This is a genomic window from Sinorhizobium chiapasense, assembly GCF_045277575.1.
Lineage (GTDB): Bacteria > Pseudomonadota > Alphaproteobacteria > Rhizobiales > Rhizobiaceae > Ensifer > Ensifer chiapasense_A.
The window spans coordinates 257,863-274,044 of sequence record NZ_CP144206.1; the positions used below are offsets into that span (position 1 = coordinate 257,863).

The following is a 16,182-nucleotide window of genomic DNA, read 5'->3' on the forward strand; positions in this document are numbered from 1 at the left end:
AGGGCCCGCCCATGCGTTGCTCTCCAAGGAGCGGCGCCTCGGAGCTGCCAGTCTGGACGTGGCCCCTACCGAATCCACAGTTCCCTCGCATCCTTGTAAGCTGGGGATGCGCGACTGCCCCGCCACCGAGCGGGGCTCTTTTTATCAGCCGCTGCCGGCCAGGCGACGCTGGAGGCCGCGCCGGCCACGTTCCATGACGATCCCGTGGTTCCAACGGAAAACCGGCTTTAGAATGAATGAGAGCCTGATCATCCAGGGTTTGGTGATCTTGACGATCCAGTCGTAGCGCACCCGGCAGCGGGAACCGTTGCTCTGCAGCGTCCAACGGCCGACCCCCTCCAACTCTCCCGAGGCCCTGCCTTCGATGAGCGATTGCGGTTCAACCTTCACGGTCTCCATGTCAAAGGCCAGTTCATAGGGCAAGGCCGTCACCCATTCCAGGCGGCGAACCGCGCCGACGCCGTGTTCATCGCCCTCGCGCAGGAGCGAAACCCGCTTGACCGATGGCCACCATTCGGGCCAGGCCTCCGGCGTGCTCAGTTCCCGCCACACATCCTCCACCGGCGCATCGACGGCCCATTGGGTGACGAGGTGGAATTCGGTGAGAGACATCGCCGGTCCTCTTCATAGCCGGAGGACGCCGCCGGCGATGCTTGAGCAAAGCGCAGGCCAGCGCACGTGATCCGGCCAGATATTCGATAAGTCTCGGTAAAAGATCCGCCTCTTGGCTTGCTTGTGCAAGCTCTGATCGGCGGAAGGCGGATTGGCAGCCGCTGCCATCAGACGTCGTGCAGGCGCGTTTGACCGATGGCGGCCGTACACCTTGTCGAGCGGGCACATGCGGGCCGTCGTGGCCCGCATGTATTTCCCTACTGCATGTCTTTGTCCTTAAATCGACCCCGATTTAAGGACAAAGACATGCAGCAACTCGTATAGCGACCTTTTCGCGTCTGAAAAGACGCGCGGCGCTGTAGGAGCGTCAGGCTGCGCGGGCGGCCGCTGCGAGCGGCTCGAGGTCGTCGACGGCCTTGTCGCCGTTGTATACGGTCTCGTCGAGAATGCCCTCGCGTTTGGAGACGATTGTCGGCACCAGCGCCTGGCCGGCGACATTGACCGCTGTACGGCCCATGTCGAGGATCGGGTCGATGGCGAGCAGCAACCCGACGCCTTCGAGCGGCAGGCCGAGTGTCGAAAGCGTCAATGTCAGCATGACGGTCGCGCCGGTCAGACCGGCCGTTGCTGCCGAGCCGAGCACCGAGACAAAGACGATCAGCACATATTCCTGGATCCCGAGCGGCAGGCCGAAGAACTGCGCGATGAAGATCGCCGAGATTGCCGGATAGATCGCGGCGCAGCCGTCCATCTTGGTGGTTGCGCCGAGCGGCACGGCGAAGGCGGCGTATTCGCGCGGCACGCCGAGGCTCTTTTCGGTCACGGTTTCGGTGACGGGCAGGGTGCCGACAGAGGAGCGCGAGACGAAGGCGAGTTGGATGGCCGGCCAGGCACCGGCAAAGAAGCGCGACGGCTTCAGGCCATGGCCGACGAGCAGCGCCGGATAGACGACGAAGAGCACGATCGCGAGGCCGATATAGATGGCGGCGGCATACCAGCCAAGCTGCGCCAGCGTTTCCCAGCCATATTGCGCAACGGCGCGACCGAGCAGGCCGATCGTGCCGATCGGCGTCAGGCGGATAACCCACCAGAGGATCTTGCGGACGACCGCCAGCAGCGACTGGTTGAAGGCAAGGAACGGCTTGGCGGCGTCACCGACTTTCAGCGCAGCCGCGCCGACGGCGATCGAAACGACCAGGATCTGCAGTACGTTGAAATTGAGCGAGGTGCTGGCACTGCCTTCGGTGATCTTCGTGCTGGCCTCGAGGCCGAGCACGTTGGCAGGCACGAGACCCTTCAGGAAATCAAGCCAGGAGCCGGAGTAGGAGGGCGCCTTGGCGGCTTCCTGCGAAACGGCCGAGCCGATGCCCGGCTGAAGGATCAGGCCGAGTGCGATACCGATGACAACGGCGATCAGCGAGGTGATCGCGAACCAGAGCAGCGTCTGCCAGACGAGTTTTGCGGCGTTCTGCAGCGTCGCGAGATTGGCGATCGAGGCGACGATCGCGGTGAAGACGAGCGGCGGCACGAGCGCGCGCAGGAGCTGGACGAAGATCGAGCCGATCGTCTGGAGGGTAACGGTCAGCCAATTGGCATTGCCGGCGGCATCGACGCCCATGTTACGGGCGATCAGGCCGAGCAGCAGGCCGATGATCATGGCGGCCAGGACTTGGAAACCGAAGGAGGCGAAAATCGGCTTCGGTGGGGATTTGGTGATTGCTTGCGACACGTCTTACACTCTCATTGGATGGCGGCGGCTGAAATTTTGGGCAATGGCCGCCGCAAGTGCTCGAAAAATAGTCGGGTGTCCGGTTCGGGGTAAGAAACTCTTTGGCTCGAAAACCACTCAGAGTGGAATAATTTCTCCGGTAAAATTTCCCTGCGGTTGCCCAAGTGCACAGCCGAGGCCCGGACAGAGACGATGGCCGGGCCCAAACAGCTTGCGCAGCGGCGCGTTCCGCTGATTCCTCGGCTCGTTGGGTTGCCCGTGCAGCAAGGTCACACAGCGGCTGGCTTCCTTTGACGCGCATTCAGTCCCGGGCCTACGGCGACTGATCCTGCTTTCTGCGTCTGTGTCGAAAATCATTTCACTTGCTTCCGGTGCGAGAGAAATACTCTTTCTCTATAAATATAATAGATAATGTAACTTGTCTGTATGACGTGCCCGAGATCTGGGTCTGTCTTCAGACGATCCTTCATCCGGCCGCGCCCACGCATTTGCAGCGAGAAGAGGAGAGGATTGAGATGACACGCAAGATCCGGCTTGGAGCATTTCTTCCCGGCGGCGGACAACATATCGCCGCCTGGCGCCATCCCGACCATCCAGCCGACGGGGCGACCAGTTTCGAGTTTCACAAGCAACTGGCGCTGACGGCAGAACGTGGTCTGTTCGACGCCTATTTTCTGGCCGATGGGCTGGCGATCGGTTTCGGCGGTGCGCGCGAGGGCGGCAACGCCCGGGTGGCGGGCTTCGAGCCCGTGACCCTGTTCTCGGCGCTTGCGCCACTGACCACTCATCTCGGCTTCATCGCCACGTCGTCGACGACCTATGAAGAGCCCTACACCACGGCGCGCAAGTTCGCCTCGCTCGACCTGATCTCCGGCGGTCGCGCCGGATGGAACGTGGTGACGACAACCGGCGACCCGACGGCGCAAAATTTCAATCGCGATACCCAGCTTCCGCATGCCGAGCGCTATCGGCGCGCCGCCGAGCATGTCGAGGTGGTCAGGAAACTCTGGGACAGCTTCGAGGACGACGCCTTTATTCGCGACAAAGAAACGGGTGTCTTCTTTGATCCGTCGAAGCTGCACGACACCGACCATCGCGGCGAACATTTCAAGGTGCGCGGCCCGCTCAACATCTCGCGCTCTCCTCAGGGCCACCCTGTGATCGTACAGGCAGGCCAGTCCAATGACGGCCGCGGGCTGGCAGCCGCAACGGCAGAGGTGATCTTCACCGCCCACCAGCACATAGAGACGGCACAGGAATTCTACCGTGACATCAAGGCCCGCGCCCGGGGGCTCGGCCGCAACCCGGACCACATTCTGGTCATGCCGGGCGTCTCGCCCTTCGTTGGCAGGACGGAGGCCGAAGCACGCGAGAAATACGATCGCCTCACTTCGCTTATCGTCGAGGAGGATGGCATCGGCCTGCTCAATGGCCTGACCGGCGGCACGCTCGATCTGCATGGCTACGATCTCGATGGGCCGCTGCCGCCGGCCCCGCCGACCGAGGGCATGAAGAGCCGGCAGGCGCTGATCCGCCAGATCGCCGACGAAAACAACTTCAGCATCCGCCAGCTCTATCAATGGATCGCTTCGGCGCGCGGCCATTACACGATTATCGGAACCGCCGAGCAGGTCGCCGACACTCTGCAGGATTGGTTCGAAAACGAAGCCGCCGATGGCTTCAATATCCTGCCGCCCTGGTTCCCGACGGCCCTCGACGATTTCGTCGAGCTGGTGATCCCGGAACTGCAGCGCCGTGGCCTTTTCCGCACCGCCTACGAGGGCAGGACGCTCCGGGAAAATCTCGGCCTGCCCGTTCCCGTGAACCGCTGGGCCGCCGCGCGAGCGGCCGTCCAGGCAGCAGAGTGAGGTGGGATCATGTCCTACGAACACGTCAACACGTCGCTTGCGGCAGGCTTTGGGCTCGGCCGCGCTCAGGGGCACACCACTGCGATCCCGGCGATTGCCTCGCGCTGGCGCGCCTTGTTTGGCTCGATCGTCGCACGCTATGGCTTGGTGCTCGCCTTTCTCGCCTTCTGGCAACTCTCAAGTACAGTCGGCTGGGTTAATCCGGCGGTCTTTCCGCCCCTCGACGTGATCCTGTCCGCGCTCTGGAGCGGTCTTGCCAGCGGCGCGCTGCTGGACGATATCGCCATCAGCCTGCAGCGATCGGGCATCGCCTTTGCGGCCGCTGTTGCGGTCGGTATCCCTCTCGGACTGTTCATGGGGCAGGTTCGCTTCGTCGAGCAGGCGCTCGACCCCATCCTGCAGCTCTTCCGCCAGACTTCAGCCCTGGCGCTCTATCCGGTCTTCATCCTGCTGCTCGGCCTCGGCGAGACCTCGAAGGTATTCGTGATTTTCTGGGCCACGTTGTTTCCGATCCTGCTTTCCACCATCGGCGGCGTCAAAGAGGTCGACAACAAGCTCGTCGAGATGGCACGGACCTACGGTGCCGGGCCGCTCACCGTCTTCCGTCGCGTCGTGCTGCCGGCCTCGGTGCCGGCGATCTTCGTCGGCCTGCGCCTCTCGGCCACCACGGCGCTTCTGCTCTTGATCGCCGCCGAGATGATTGGCGCGAACAAGGGCATCGGCTTCCAGGTCATGAACGCCCAATACAACTTCCAAATCCCGCTGATGTTCGCGGCGATCCTGCTGCTCGCACTGCTCGGGCTCGCCGCCAACGCACTGCTCGTTCTCGCCCAGCGCAACCTCTGCCGCTGGTCGCAGCCTAACACCTGACCTCCCATTCTCTCTTGCGAAAGGACAACGCAATGACTTTCCACCCCCGCAATCTTCTTCTGTCTGCCGCGCTCACTCTCGGCCTTGCCGCACCGGCGGCAGCCGCCGACGCAGTGAAGCTGCGCTACCTCGCGAGCCAGGGCGGTCTGTCCGCCCATGAACTCGCCCAGGAACTCGGCTATTTCGATGGCACCGGGATCACGATCGAGAATATCGGCTACGCTACCGGTGGCCCGGCATCGCTGATTGCATTGGCCTCGGGCGATGTCGAGATCGGCAGCGCGGCAACGTCGGCCGTCTTGAACTCGATCATCAGCGGCAACGATTTCGTCGCCGCCTACCCGTCGAACGGCATCAATGACGAGGTGCAGTCGATCTTTTACGTGCTGGAAGACAGCCCGATCAAAAGCATCAAGGACATCGCCGGCAAGAGCATTGCGGTGAACACGCTCGGAGCGCATCTCGACTATACGATCCGCGAGGCCTTGCATTCGGTCGGCCTGCCGACGGACGCCGCCAACCAGGTGGTCGTGCCTGGTCCGCAGCTCGAGCAGGTGCTGCGTTCCGGCCAGGTGGACATTTCTGCTTTCGGCTATTGGCAGACGACCTTCGAGGGCGCAGCGCGTAAGAACGGCGGTCTGCGGGCGATCTTCGACGACACGGACGTGCTGGGGGAAATTGCCGGCGGCTTCGTGGTGCTGCGCCGGGATTTCGTCAAGGCGCATCCCGAGGCCGCAAAGACTTTCGTTGTTCAGTCGGCCCGTGCGCTGGATTACGCGCGGGAACATCCGGAGGAAACCAAGGAGATCCTGGCAAAGGCTTTGCAGGCACGCGGCGAAAACCCTGAGATCGCCCAGTATTTCCGCGGTTACGGGGTGCGAGCGGGCGGCCTGCCCGTCGAGCACGACGTCCAGTTCTGGATCGACGTCCTGGTGCGTGAAGGTAAGCTCAAGGAAGGCCAACTGGCGCCCAAGGATGTGCTCTTCGCCGTCGACGCTCCGGTCAGCAACTGAGGAATGGCTATGAGCGCTTCCCAGAGCCTTCGTCGTGGAGAGGTGGCAATTCGCCACCTCTCCAAATCCTATCGCCTGAACGGCACGCCACTGCCTGTCCTTAGGGATATCAACCTCAACATCCGGTCCGGTGAGACACTTGCCATTGTCGGTGCCAGCGGCTCGGGCAAGACGACCCTGCTGCGGGTACTGGCGGGTCTCGAGGACCCGGATGCCGGAGAGGTGCTGATCGACGGCAAGCGGAAGAGAGGCGTCGGCACCGACCGTGCGGTGATTTTCCAGGAGCCGCGGCTTTTGCCCTGGCTGACTGTGCTCGACAATGTCGGCTTTGGGCTGGAGACGCAGGGGCTTTCCCGCGGTGCGGCGAGGGAGCGGGCTCGGCGCTACGTCCAGCTCGTCGGCCTGCAACAGTTCGAAGGCGCCTATCCCCGGCAACTCTCCGGCGGCATGGCGCAGCGCGTCGGCATTGCCCGCGCGCTCGCGGTCCAGCCTGAAATCCTTTTGCTCGACGAGCCGCTCGGCGCGCTCGACGCGATGACCAAGATCAGCATGCAGCAGGAACTAGCGCGGATATGGCGTGACGAGGACGTAACGACCGTTCTCGTTACGCACGACCTCGAAGAGGCGATCTATCTCGCCGATCGCATCCTGATCCTGCCGCGCGAGAAGGGCGGTGAGCCCAGGCTGATCGAGATCGGCTTGCCGCGACCACGCGATCGCAGCGCACCCGAATTCGTCCGTCATCGCGAAGAATTGCTCCACCTCTTCGGCCTGCATTGAGGCTTCGGCGGAACGGTTGCAGCGATCAAGCGTTACCCCCTTCAAGGCCGCATCCGACAGGAGGTGCAGCCTGCTGGGCCTCCTGTGCAGGGCCGGATGCCGAGTCGAGACAGGAGCAACGCTATGAGAATTTCCAAAAGAATGTCATTCGCCGCAATCGTCTTTGCCCTAAGTGGGGCGGCTGGTCCGGTGCTGGCTCAGTATTACGTCGAACCCGCGCCTGCACCGGTCTATGTGGCGCCGGCGCCAGGGGCGGTGTATGTCGATCCGATGCCGACAGGCAGCATCTATGTGGCTCCAACGCCGGGTTACGTCTATCGCCCGCCGGCGAGGACATTGGGCGATGCCCGCCAGCGCTACACGGGTGAGTACCAGGGTCCCCACGAGGGCGACTACTATCTCGGTGTCGCGCATCCGCCACAGGTCCCTTGAGTCTGATACTGCGGATCCAACCGACAGTGCCTGGAGGCAACGCGTGGGACAGCGATCTCACGCGTCGTTCCGTTGACGCACCTCATCGCGGCGTGGCCTACTCGGGCAGGTTGAGCAGGCGGTAGCCTTCCACGAAGTGCTGCCGCATCTTCTCGTCCCGGAACGGTTGAGAGGCGGCCCATTGGGTGATCGTGAAGTTTGGATTGTTCATCAGGAACAATTGCGCTTCGGTTCGCGCCTCGTCCAGGCGACCGAGCCGCGCCAGACTCGCAGCGAGCAGGCGGCGTGATGTCGCCCGGTAGGTCGCAGGGTGGCGCAAGGTTTGGACCGCGGCCTCGTAATCCCGAATGCCATATTGAGCCTGACCAAGCATCCAATAGTACCAGCCCGGTGGGTGCGGGTTGAGGCGCAGCGCCTTGTGAACATGCTCGATCGCCTGCGCCGGTCGGCCGCAAAGGACGATGAGATCGGAGCGCATCGCCCAGGCATCGGCATGGTTGGGATCAAGCGTCAGGGCCAGGTCGAACTCGGCGTCGGATTCCTCCCAACGGTGCTCGTGACCGAGAATGATGCCGAGGACCCAGCGGTTCCCGGCGTCGTTGGGGTCGAGCGCGACCGCCCTTTGCGCTTCGTCGACGGAGCGCTGCCGATAGGGAACGATCGGCTGGTCCCAGAACTCCCAGCTCAGCCAGAGGTTCAGCGCCAGCAGTCGATGCGCCTCCGCATAGTCCGGATCGAGTGTGAGTGCCCGTTCGAGAAGGAAGATCGCCTCCCTTGCTGCCCCTGCGGTCTGCAGACCGAGCGAGCGCGCGCGCACGCAATAGTCGTAGGCTTTCAGGTTCGATGGGCGGTTGCGCGCCGGCGCGTCAGTGAGGCGCCCGACCAAGGCTTCGACGATCCTGATCGTCACCTCGTCCTGAACGGCGAACATATCCTCCAGGCTGCGGTCAAACCGCTCCGCCCACAGGTGATCGCCCTCCAAGGCATCGATCAGTTGGGCGTTGATGCGAACGCGGCCCGCCGCCCGTCGGGCGCTGCCTTCCAGCACGTAGCGAACGCCGAGTTCGCGCGCGATACGGCGCACATCCTCATGCCGGCCCTTGTAGGCAAAAACCGAATTGCTGGCGATGACGAACAACCCGCCGGCCCTGGAAAGGTCGGTGATCAGGTCTTCGGTCAGGCCATCGACGAAGACCTCTTGCTCCGGCTCGTTGCTCATATTGGTGAAGGGGAGGACGGCGACAGATGGTTTGATGGGCAACGGCAAGGAGGCCCTGGCGCTGCTGGCCTGGCTCAAGGTCGTCGTGCTGATGCGATAGAGAGAAACCGGCTCGACGATGTTCTTGATCGCGTGGGGGCCAAGCGCGTCGAAGTCGCAAAAGAGGCGCCGCCTCACCTGGTCGTATATGTTGCCGGAGACATAGATTTCGCCGGGTCCGGCCATGGTCTGAAGCCGCGCGGCGACAATGACGCCGTCTCCATAGAGATCGCCGCTTTCGACGACGACATCACCGAGGTTGATGCCGATGCGCAGGAGAATGCGGCGATCATCGGCAAGCCCCTGATTGGCAACTGCCATGCCCTTCTGGATGTCGATCGCACAGGTGACCGCATTCACGGCGCTGGCAAACTCCACCAGCACACCATCGCCCATTGTCTTGACGATGCGGCCGTTGTGCTCGCGGACAAGGGGATCGAGGATCTGCTTGCGGCGTTCCTTCAGCGCTGCAAGCGTACCGCCTTCGTCCAGCTCGACGAGGCGGCTGTAACCGACGACATCGGCAGCCACGATTGCCGCGAGACGCCGTTGAGCGCGTTCTTCAGCCATGTCGCGTGCTTCCGCAGAATAGGGTGCACGGAATTGTAGGACGTCGGCCGGAAATGTCTATGAGGGAGTGCTTATGCGCCCGATCGACGGCAACCGAGTTCCATGGCGACATCCCTGCCTGCGTTCGCCGAGGCAGGCCTCAACGCCAGCCGAGCGCCGGCGCGACATGTTTCAGGATCGCCTCGATCACATGGGCGTTGTAGTCGACGCCAAGCTGGTTCGGGACGGTCAGGAGCAGCGTGTCGGCCTCGGCAATCGCTTCGTCCTTTGCCAGTTGCTCGATGAGAACGTCCGGTTCGGCGGCGTAGCTGCGCCCGAAGATCGCCCGCGTCTTGTCGTCGATGAAGCCGATCTTATCCTCGTGCTGATTGCCGTGCCCGAAATAGGCGCGGTCGCGCTCGTCCACCAGCGCGAAGATGCTGCGGCTGACCGAGACGCGCGGCGCGCGCGTATGGCCGGCGGCTTTCCACGCTTCCCGGTAGGCCCGGATCTGGTCGGCCTGCTGGACATGGAACGGCAGGCCGGTCTCGTCGTCCTTCAGCGTCGAACTTTGCAGGTTCATGCCGAGCTTGGCGGCCCAGACGGCGGTGGCGTTGGAGCTGGCGCCCCACCAGATGCGGTCTCTCAGACCAGCGGAGTGAGGTTCGACGCGCAGCAGGCCGGGAGGATTGGGAAACATCGGCCGCGGGTTGGGCGCAGCGAAGCCTTCGCCGCGCAGAATGTCGAGCAGCACTTCCGCGTGCCGTCTTGCCATGTCGCTTTCGGTTTCGCCGTCGGCTGGCTGGTAGCCGAAATGGCGCCAGCCATCGATCACCTGTTCCGGCGAGCCGCGGCTGATGCCGAGCTGCAGGCGTCCGCCGGCGATGATGTCGGCAGAACCGGCATCCTCGGCCATGTACAGCGGGTTCTCGTAGCGCATGTCGATGACGGCGGTGCCGATCTCGATCCGGCTGGTCTTGGCGCCGATCGCCGAAAGCAGCGGGAACGGCGAGGCGAGCTGGCGGGCAAAGTGATGGACGCGGAAATAGGCGCCGTCCGCGCCCACTTCCTCGGCCGCAACGGCGAGATCGATCGACTGCAGCAGCGCGTCGGCCGCGGATCGCGTCTGCGACTGGGGCGAAGGTGTCCAGTGTCCGAAGGAAAGAAAACCGATCTTCTTCATGGTCGTGCCGCCTGTCGAATGAAACCGACCGCTTCATGACACGATTCCGGTTTTGGATACAGACGGCGATCGGTGACTTCGCCGTGAACGGAGTGGACCCTGCCCCTCTACGGAACAGGGGCCTTCCGGTTTTATCGCACTTGCAGACGCGCCTTCATGTTCGGGTGAAAGCGGCAGTAATAGGCGAAGGTGCCGGCCTTTGTGACGATAAGTGTCGCCGTTTTTCCGGGCGGTATCACGATGTCGAAATCACCCTTGGCCGTTGCCGTATGCGCCATGACGTCCTTGTTCTGCCACTCGATCACGTCGCCCGCGGCGGCGCTGATCTCGGCGGGCGAAAAGACGAGTTTTTCAATCGTGACCCGGATGGTCTCCGCCCGCACCGGCGATCCGGCCAGCATCAGGGCCAGACCGCCAATGGCACCAAGCCTCAGCTTCGAGATCATGACGTGGCCTACTTCATCATGGCCGCGACATGCTCGGCATGTTGCTGGTGGCCCTGAAACAGCTTGAGGCCGGTCTCCAGCAGATCCTTCAGCTCGGCATTCTTCGCAGACGGGATCAGCAGGGTTTCGAGCGCGCCGTTGACCTGCTTGTGGTAGGCGACCTCGTTGGCGACATAGGCCTTGTCGAAGTCGGCGCCGCTCAGCTTCGCGAGCTTTTCGCGCTCCTGCGTGGCTGCCTTCGTCAGCGAGCGGCTGGTGTCATTGTCCTCGGGTTTCACCTTCAGTTTCTTCACGAGATCGAGCGCCTGTTTGTTCACGGCCTCGTGGTCGCGCAGCATGTCGTTGGCGAAGGCGAGCACCTCCTTGTCCTTCGAAATCTTCAGGGCCTGCTTGGCCGCCTCGATGTCGATGACGCCGGCGGTATAGGCGATATGGGCAATCTGGGGATCGGTGATCTTGCTCCCCGCCGCAAGGCTGGCGCCACTGATGAGGCAGGCGAGGGCGAGGGCTGAGGTCAGGCGGGCATACATCGGGAACTCCTCTCCGGCGGCGCGTTGCCGCCGGTTTCTGTGGATGACACCCATTGGATGCGCGCTATCGACGAAGGTTCCCGAAAATATTACCTGACGAGCCCGAGCCGGCTCATGACGGCCGCCGTCAGCCGTTCGCAGCGGCGACCGGCAAAGGGAAAGGCATTCATCAGCACGGGTCCGATCTTGCGGTCGATATGTTGGCGCAGGAGCTGGCGGGCCCGGTGCAGGCGGCTTCTGACCGTCTCCGGCTTGATGTCCAGCATGGCGGCGGTTTCCTCGACGCTCATCGCTTCTATGACGCGCGCGGTGAAGACCAGGCGAAACGCTTCCGGCAAGGCGTCTGTCGCCTCTTCCACCAGACGCAGAATTTGCCGCTGGGCGAGGGCTCGCTCCGGATCGTCCGAAACTGCCGCATTTGGAAACGGCACGATATCGGCGCTCGCCGGTTCGGTTGCCAGGGGAACCTCATGTCGCGTGGACGACTTGCGCAAGCGTCCGAGCGCCTCATTGAGAACCACGCGATGAAGCCAGGTGGTGAGACTGGCGTCACCACGGAAAGTTTCAAGGTGCTCGAAGGCGCGAAGATAGGCCTCCTGCACCACATCCTCGGCGATGCTGTCGTTGCGCACGACCGAACGCGCGATGCGGAAGAGCCGTTGATTGTGCCGACGCATGATGGTGCGGAACGCCTCGGGATCATTGGCGAGAGCGCGCTGGACGAGATCATGGTCCGTCAAGTGATCGGCCTGAGGCGTGAGCCGTGGTATTTGCAAGAGAACATCCTTCATCATCCACCTCCAAACCAACGTTTGATGCGGATCCGGCAAAATCGTTCCCGATCGGTCAAAGGGAAGACTACCCGTTGCCAAGGGCGACCGGAACAGAAAACGAGTCTCCGCGGTACGCGCGGTCGCGTGATTTTGCCTGCGCGGAGGGAGAATCCGGGCATCTTCGCCAGTGATAGTTGGAGGCGGGGCCTGGTTTCGCGCGAGGGTACGCATCAGCGGTCTTTTTTTTATCGAGGAGGGAACTGTGGTTCCTGCTGGCGAGTTGGTGAAGCGGCGATCTCCGTGTGGAGGGGCGCGCACCGAGGTCGCATCTTCGGACCAGGAGAGACGACTATGAAGCATCAATCGATTGAACAATTGCAAGCGCTCGCCGAAATCCGTCCCGATCCCGTGATGACGAGAACGGAACGGCTTCAACGTTGGGCTGAACTCTTGGAAAGCAATCCCGATCGCCGACTGGGCACGCTTTCCGGTACCGAACGTGCGACCGCTGCCGTTCGGCAGGCCATGCAGGTCAACGGTTCCCCCATGACCGTTGCATTCGAGGATCCGCAATTGCGGCTCGCGGGCCTTGCCGATGACAGCTATGGCGAAGCAAAACGGTTCTTCGAAATATCGGACCACCAATTGCACGACATCGTCTGCGACTGCAATTTCGGCAGCTCGGTACGTGCCGCCTATGCGGCCCGGCGGGTTCGCTCAGCCATCGGCCTCTGGCCGCGACTGAAAGCGCTCTTTAGCTGAGCCAGATCGGCCTCACTTAAGGGAAGCCAGGGCGCCAGCCGAAAGCTTCCCTCACCTTCCGTCCTCGATGCCCGGCGACAGGACTTGATCGCCGGGAGATAGACTGCGGTGAATTATGGCGGCCAGCCATGGCCATTTCCAGTCGCCGGGCTCCACGCCCGCAGCGACGTAGTGCGATCGCGCCGCTTTGTAGGTGCGCGCGGAGTGGCGGCCTCACCTCAGCTTCGACCCGGCGCGCAAGGGGCTCTGCCGCGGTGACTCGACATCCGCTTCGATGGGGGCATCCATGAGCATGGACGAAGGGCAAACCTAGCCCGAGGGAGTATATCGCTGCCTTCCCGACTTGCAGCATCATCCATCCACGCCGGTGTCGCGCGGCTCGCCGGGGGGTGGAGGGATGCAGTCGCGGGAGGAGGACTTCATGACATTGGCAGCAACAACCCGGGCGCTGAGCGCGACCTCGGTCCTGGCGATCATGGTTTGCGCAGCGCAGCCGGTTTGGGCGGCGCCCGACCTGATCGTGCTGAATGGCGACGTGCGCACGGTCGATGAAAGCAAGGCCAAGGCGCAGGCCTTCGCCGTCGAGAACGGCAAGTTCACCGCGATCGGCAGCAATGACGAGATCAAGGCGCTCGCCGATGCCGGAACCAAGGTGATCGACGCTGGCGGCAAGACCGTTACCCCGGGCTTCATCGACAGCCATACCCATCTCACATCCGGCATGGACATGGTGACCGGAGTCGATCTTTCCTACATCCCGGACAAGAAGACCTGGCTTGAAAAGATCAAGGAGGCCGATCAGCGCCTGCCCAAGGGCGTCTGGCTGATGGGCGGCGGATGGGACTACACGCTCGGCGAAGGCAAGCTGCCGACCAAGGAGGATCTCGACGCCGTGGTGCCGGATCGCGTCGTGGTCCTGCGCGACATTGATTTCCACTCCGTATGGGTCAACTCCAAGGCGCTCGAAGTCGGCGGCGTGACGGCAACGTCGAAAGTCGAAGAGGGCGGGCAGGTACTGCTGAACGACAAGGGCGAACCGAGTGGTATCCTGCTCGAAAAGGCCGGTGATCTTGTCGAGAAACACCGCCCGGTCGCCAGCGATAGCGAACGGCGCGAGGCGCTGCTGCAGACGATGAAGTTTGCCAACAGCCTGGGGATCACCGGCGTCAACGACATGTCGGATCTCGCGGCGGTGCACGACTACGCCGCGATCCTCGCCGATAAGAAGATGCCGCTTCGCGTCTGGTACGGCTTCTTCGAGGGCGACCCGAAGAAGATCGCCGCCGCCGTCAAGGATCGCGACGAGGTCGATAAGGTCGCCGCGGATTCGGGCGAGCCGGAGACGAAGGGACCGCTGCTCAAGCTCGGCTACACCAAGTCGGTGATCGACGGCGTGCTCTCGACCCGCACGGCCTATATGCATGAGGATTACTCCGACCAGCACGGCTGGAAGGGCAAGCCTTTCGAAACCAAGGAGCAGCTTGCCGCCGCGATCAAGGCTTCCAACGAAAACGGCTTCCCGACGGCGGTGCATGCGATCGGCGACGGCGGCGTCAGTCTCGTGCTGGATGCGTTTGCGGAGGCGTCCGTTCCGCGGCCTCAACCGAACCGCATCGAACATATCGAGGTGGTCGAAACCAAGGACATTCAGCGCTTCAAGGAACTCGGCGTCGTTGCCTCGATGCAGCCGAACCATGCAACCGGCACGATCGGCAAATACATCACCGAGCGCATCGGTACCGAGCGCGAGCCGCGGGCTTATGTCTGGCATTCGATGCTCGATGCCGGCGTGCCGCTGGTGTTCGGTTCGGACTGGCCGACTTCGCCGCTCAGCCCGCTGACCCAGATCAACGACGCCGTCTTCCGCGAAAGCCCGTTCGGCCTGGGGGATGGCCCCTGGCATCCGGAGCAGGCGGTGAGCTTCGACCAGGCACTGCACGGTTTGACGCAAGCGGGTGCGGACATGACACCCTGGGGCAACCAGATCGGCTCGATCAGCGTCGGCAAGTGGGCGGATTTCGTCGTGATCGACGGCACCCTGCCGGATCCGCTTGACCGTTCCATCCGGGAACGCAAGGTCGAAGCGACCTATCTCGCCGGAAACGAGGTCTATCGCCGGCCGTAGGTCTGGAAGAGAGCTCACCGATACTGTCGATCGCCTTCTGAGCCAAGGCGATCGCGCTTTTGGGTCGTCTGATCATTTTCGGCCGGCGCCTGTGGCGCCGGCCGATTTGGCGCGCGGGCTTTGCCGTTACCGGTTTTCGGAGCTGTTCGGCGCTCATCTGAAGTTTGGTAGGCTGTTGCCCCTGGATCGTCGCAGCCTGCCCTAGCTTAGTGCCTGAATATGCATAATAATCGCGCCTCACTTGGACTTTTATCAAGGTAAGGGCGCGTTGTAATGGCACTGGACTCGTTGGACGTGAGGCTGCTGCGCATCTACGTCACGATCGTGGAGGCGGGCGGCTTCGCGGCCGCGCAGGGAGAGCTCAACCTCTCGCTGTCGACGATCTCCAACCATATCTCGGCTCTGGAGGGTCGGCTGGGCCTCACCCTTTGCCAGCGCGGCCGGTCCGGCTTTCGTCTCACGGAAGAGGGGCGCGCCGTCTACGAGGAAGCCAAGCGCCTCTTCGGCTCGATCGACCAGTTCGACATCCGCATGAAGGGATTGCAGCACCAGTTGAATGGCACGCTCTGCGTCGGCCTCATCGACAACACGCTCTCCGATCCGTCCTCCCGCCTCAACCGCGTCTTTGCCCGTATGACGGACGAAGCGCCGGAAGTGGCGCTTTCGATCGTCACACGGCCGCCGCATGAACTCCTGAGGGACGTGATAACGGGCGAGCTTCAAATCGCGATCGCCAGTTTTCCGCGCACGACGCTGGGGCTGGAATATATCGCCCTCTACGAGGAGACCCAGCGCTTTTATTGCGGCGCCGAGCATCCGCTTTATTCCCGTGATGACAGCGAGATCGAGATCGACGACATCCGCTCCTACAATCTGATCGGCCGCTCCTATTGGAACGCCCGCGATCTCAAGATCTTCTCGATTGCCAATCCGCGCGCAACCGTCAGCGACATGGAGGCCGAAGCGCGCCTGATCCTTTCCGGCCGCTACCTCGGCTATCTGCCCGACCACTTCGCCAGCCGTTATGTCAGCGAAGGGTTGCTGCGGCCGATCCGTCCGGATCTCTTCAGCTACAAGGCGCCGTTCCAGGCCGCATTCGACAAGTCGCGCGCAAAGTCGGGCCTGGTCCCGTTTTTCGTGAAATTGCTCGTCAGCGAATTCGATGTCTCACAGATGGGGCGAGGCGCTTCGCGCCTGCGGGCCGGGCGATAGCCGCATCCTCGAACAATTCAGCGCTGACGTACGGACAGGG

General features: G+C 62.9%; 15 protein-coding genes. 8 read left to right on the forward strand and 7 right to left on the reverse strand.

The annotated features are described in order from the left end of the window. Positions 1-144: 144 nt before the first annotated feature. Positions 145-612, reverse strand: coding sequence for an SRPBCC family protein (locus tag QM996_RS20145; protein WP_334197836.1), 468 nt, complete (start codon positions 610-612; stop codon positions 145-147). A gap of 367 nt (positions 613-979) precedes the next feature. Further along, positions 980-2,341: a dicarboxylate/amino acid:cation symporter gene (locus QM996_RS20150; protein WP_334197837.1), complete on the reverse strand. Its 1,362-nt coding sequence runs from the start codon at positions 2,339-2,341 to the stop codon at positions 980-982. 515 nt (positions 2,342-2,856) lie between these two features. Here QM996_RS20150 and QM996_RS20155 point away from each other — a divergent pair. The 5 genes from QM996_RS20155 (at position 2,857) to QM996_RS20175 (ending at position 7,304) form a co-directional block, all read left to right on the forward strand. Continuing rightward, on the forward strand, positions 2,857-4,209 hold the full coding sequence (locus QM996_RS20155) for an LLM class flavin-dependent oxidoreductase (protein WP_334197838.1): 1,353 nt from the start codon (positions 2,857-2,859) through the stop codon (positions 4,207-4,209). A 9-nt stretch (positions 4,210-4,218) separates the two neighbouring features. Beyond that, positions 4,219-5,079, forward strand: a complete 861-nt coding sequence (locus QM996_RS20160) for an ABC transporter permease (protein ID WP_334197839.1) — start codon at positions 4,219-4,221, stop codon at positions 5,077-5,079. A gap of 32 nt (positions 5,080-5,111) precedes the next feature. Next, positions 5,112-6,092 carry an ABC transporter substrate-binding protein gene (locus QM996_RS20165; protein ID WP_334197840.1) on the forward strand — a complete coding sequence of 327 codons (981 nt, stop codon included), beginning with the start codon at positions 5,112-5,114 and terminating at the stop codon, positions 6,090-6,092. Positions 6,093-6,101: 9 nt separating this feature from the next. After that, positions 6,102-6,872 (forward strand): ABC transporter ATP-binding protein, encoded by a 771-nt coding sequence (locus tag QM996_RS20170; RefSeq protein ID WP_334197841.1) that lies wholly within the window; start codon positions 6,102-6,104, stop codon positions 6,870-6,872. A gap of 141 nt (positions 6,873-7,013) precedes the next feature. Beyond that, positions 7,014-7,304, forward strand: a complete 291-nt coding sequence (locus QM996_RS20175) for a hypothetical protein (protein ID WP_500270460.1) — start codon at positions 7,014-7,016, stop codon at positions 7,302-7,304. A 97-nt stretch (positions 7,305-7,401) separates the two neighbouring features. Here the strand turns inward: QM996_RS20175 and QM996_RS20180 are convergent, their stop codons facing one another. The 5 genes from QM996_RS20180 to QM996_RS20200 all read right to left on the reverse strand — a co-directional run bounded on the left by QM996_RS20180 (position 7,402) and on the right by QM996_RS20200 (position 12,061). After that, positions 7,402-9,132 carry an adenylate/guanylate cyclase domain-containing protein gene (locus QM996_RS20180; RefSeq protein WP_334197843.1) on the reverse strand — a complete coding sequence of 577 codons (1,731 nt, stop codon included), beginning with the start codon at positions 9,130-9,132 and terminating at the stop codon, positions 7,402-7,404. A gap of 139 nt (positions 9,133-9,271) precedes the next feature. Continuing rightward, on the reverse strand, positions 9,272-10,294 hold the full coding sequence (locus QM996_RS20185; RefSeq protein ID WP_334197844.1) for an LLM class flavin-dependent oxidoreductase: 1,023 nt from the start codon (positions 10,292-10,294) through the stop codon (positions 9,272-9,274). Between the two features lie 131 nt (positions 10,295-10,425). Continuing rightward, positions 10,426-10,740 carry a cupredoxin domain-containing protein gene (locus QM996_RS20190; protein WP_334197845.1) on the reverse strand — a complete coding sequence of 105 codons (315 nt, stop codon included), beginning with the start codon at positions 10,738-10,740 and terminating at the stop codon, positions 10,426-10,428. An 8-nt stretch (positions 10,741-10,748) separates the two neighbouring features. Then, positions 10,749-11,270 carry a DUF4142 domain-containing protein gene (locus QM996_RS20195; RefSeq protein ID WP_334197846.1) on the reverse strand — a complete coding sequence of 174 codons (522 nt, stop codon included), beginning with the start codon at positions 11,268-11,270 and terminating at the stop codon, positions 10,749-10,751. Positions 11,271-11,359: 89 nt separating this feature from the next. Then, the gene (locus QM996_RS20200; RefSeq protein ID WP_334197847.1) at positions 11,360-12,061 is read right to left on the reverse strand and encodes an RNA polymerase sigma factor; all 702 of its coding nucleotides are present in this window, start codon (positions 12,059-12,061) and stop codon (positions 11,360-11,362) included. A 333-nt stretch (positions 12,062-12,394) separates the two neighbouring features. Between QM996_RS20200 and QM996_RS20205 the strand changes: the two genes are divergently transcribed. The 3 genes from QM996_RS20205 to QM996_RS20215 all read left to right on the forward strand — a co-directional run bounded on the left by QM996_RS20205 (position 12,395) and on the right by QM996_RS20215 (position 16,142). After that, positions 12,395-12,805 carry a hypothetical protein gene (locus QM996_RS20205; protein ID WP_173518918.1) on the forward strand — a complete coding sequence of 137 codons (411 nt, stop codon included), beginning with the start codon at positions 12,395-12,397 and terminating at the stop codon, positions 12,803-12,805. Between the two features lie 421 nt (positions 12,806-13,226). Further along, a complete protein-coding gene (locus QM996_RS20210) occupies positions 13,227-14,930 on the forward strand; it encodes an amidohydrolase (RefSeq protein ID WP_334197848.1) in 1,704 nt (567 codons plus the stop codon). Between the two features lie 273 nt (positions 14,931-15,203). Continuing rightward, entirely contained in the window at positions 15,204-16,142 is a 939-nt protein-coding gene (locus QM996_RS20215) for a LysR family transcriptional regulator (protein ID WP_334197849.1), read from the forward strand. Positions 16,143-16,182: the final 40 nt, after the last annotated feature.

Coding starts and splice junctions, on each gene's coding strand:
- QM996_RS20175 (WP_500270460.1), top strand. CDS start 7,014: ATGTCATTCGCCGCAATCGTCTTTGCCCTAAGTGGGGCGGCTGGTCCG.
- QM996_RS20190 (WP_334197845.1), bottom strand. CDS start 10,740: ATGATCTCGAAGCTGAGGCTTGGTGCCATTGGCGGTCTGGCCCTGATG.
- QM996_RS20215 (WP_334197849.1), top strand. CDS start 15,204: ATGGCACTGGACTCGTTGGACGTGAGGCTGCTGCGCATCTACGTCACG.
- QM996_RS20165 (WP_334197840.1), top strand. CDS start 5,112: ATGACTTTCCACCCCCGCAATCTTCTTCTGTCTGCCGCGCTCACTCTC.
- QM996_RS20210 (WP_334197848.1), top strand. CDS start 13,227: ATGACATTGGCAGCAACAACCCGGGCGCTGAGCGCGACCTCGGTCCTG.
- QM996_RS20200 (WP_334197847.1), bottom strand. CDS start 12,061: ATGAAGGATGTTCTCTTGCAAATACCACGGCTCACGCCTCAGGCCGAT.
- QM996_RS20160 (WP_334197839.1), top strand. CDS start 4,219: ATGTCCTACGAACACGTCAACACGTCGCTTGCGGCAGGCTTTGGGCTC.
- QM996_RS20170 (WP_334197841.1), top strand. CDS start 6,102: ATGAGCGCTTCCCAGAGCCTTCGTCGTGGAGAGGTGGCAATTCGCCAC.
- QM996_RS20185 (WP_334197844.1), bottom strand. CDS start 10,294: ATGAAGAAGATCGGTTTTCTTTCCTTCGGACACTGGACACCTTCGCCC.
- QM996_RS20205 (WP_173518918.1), top strand. CDS start 12,395: ATGAAGCATCAATCGATTGAACAATTGCAAGCGCTCGCCGAAATCCGT.
- QM996_RS20155 (WP_334197838.1), top strand. CDS start 2,857: ATGACACGCAAGATCCGGCTTGGAGCATTTCTTCCCGGCGGCGGACAA.
- QM996_RS20180 (WP_334197843.1), bottom strand. CDS start 9,132: ATGGCTGAAGAACGCGCTCAACGGCGTCTCGCGGCAATCGTGGCTGCC.
- QM996_RS20195 (WP_334197846.1), bottom strand. CDS start 11,270: ATGTATGCCCGCCTGACCTCAGCCCTCGCCCTCGCCTGCCTCATCAGT.
- QM996_RS20145 (WP_334197836.1), bottom strand. CDS start 612: ATGTCTCTCACCGAATTCCACCTCGTCACCCAATGGGCCGTCGATGCG.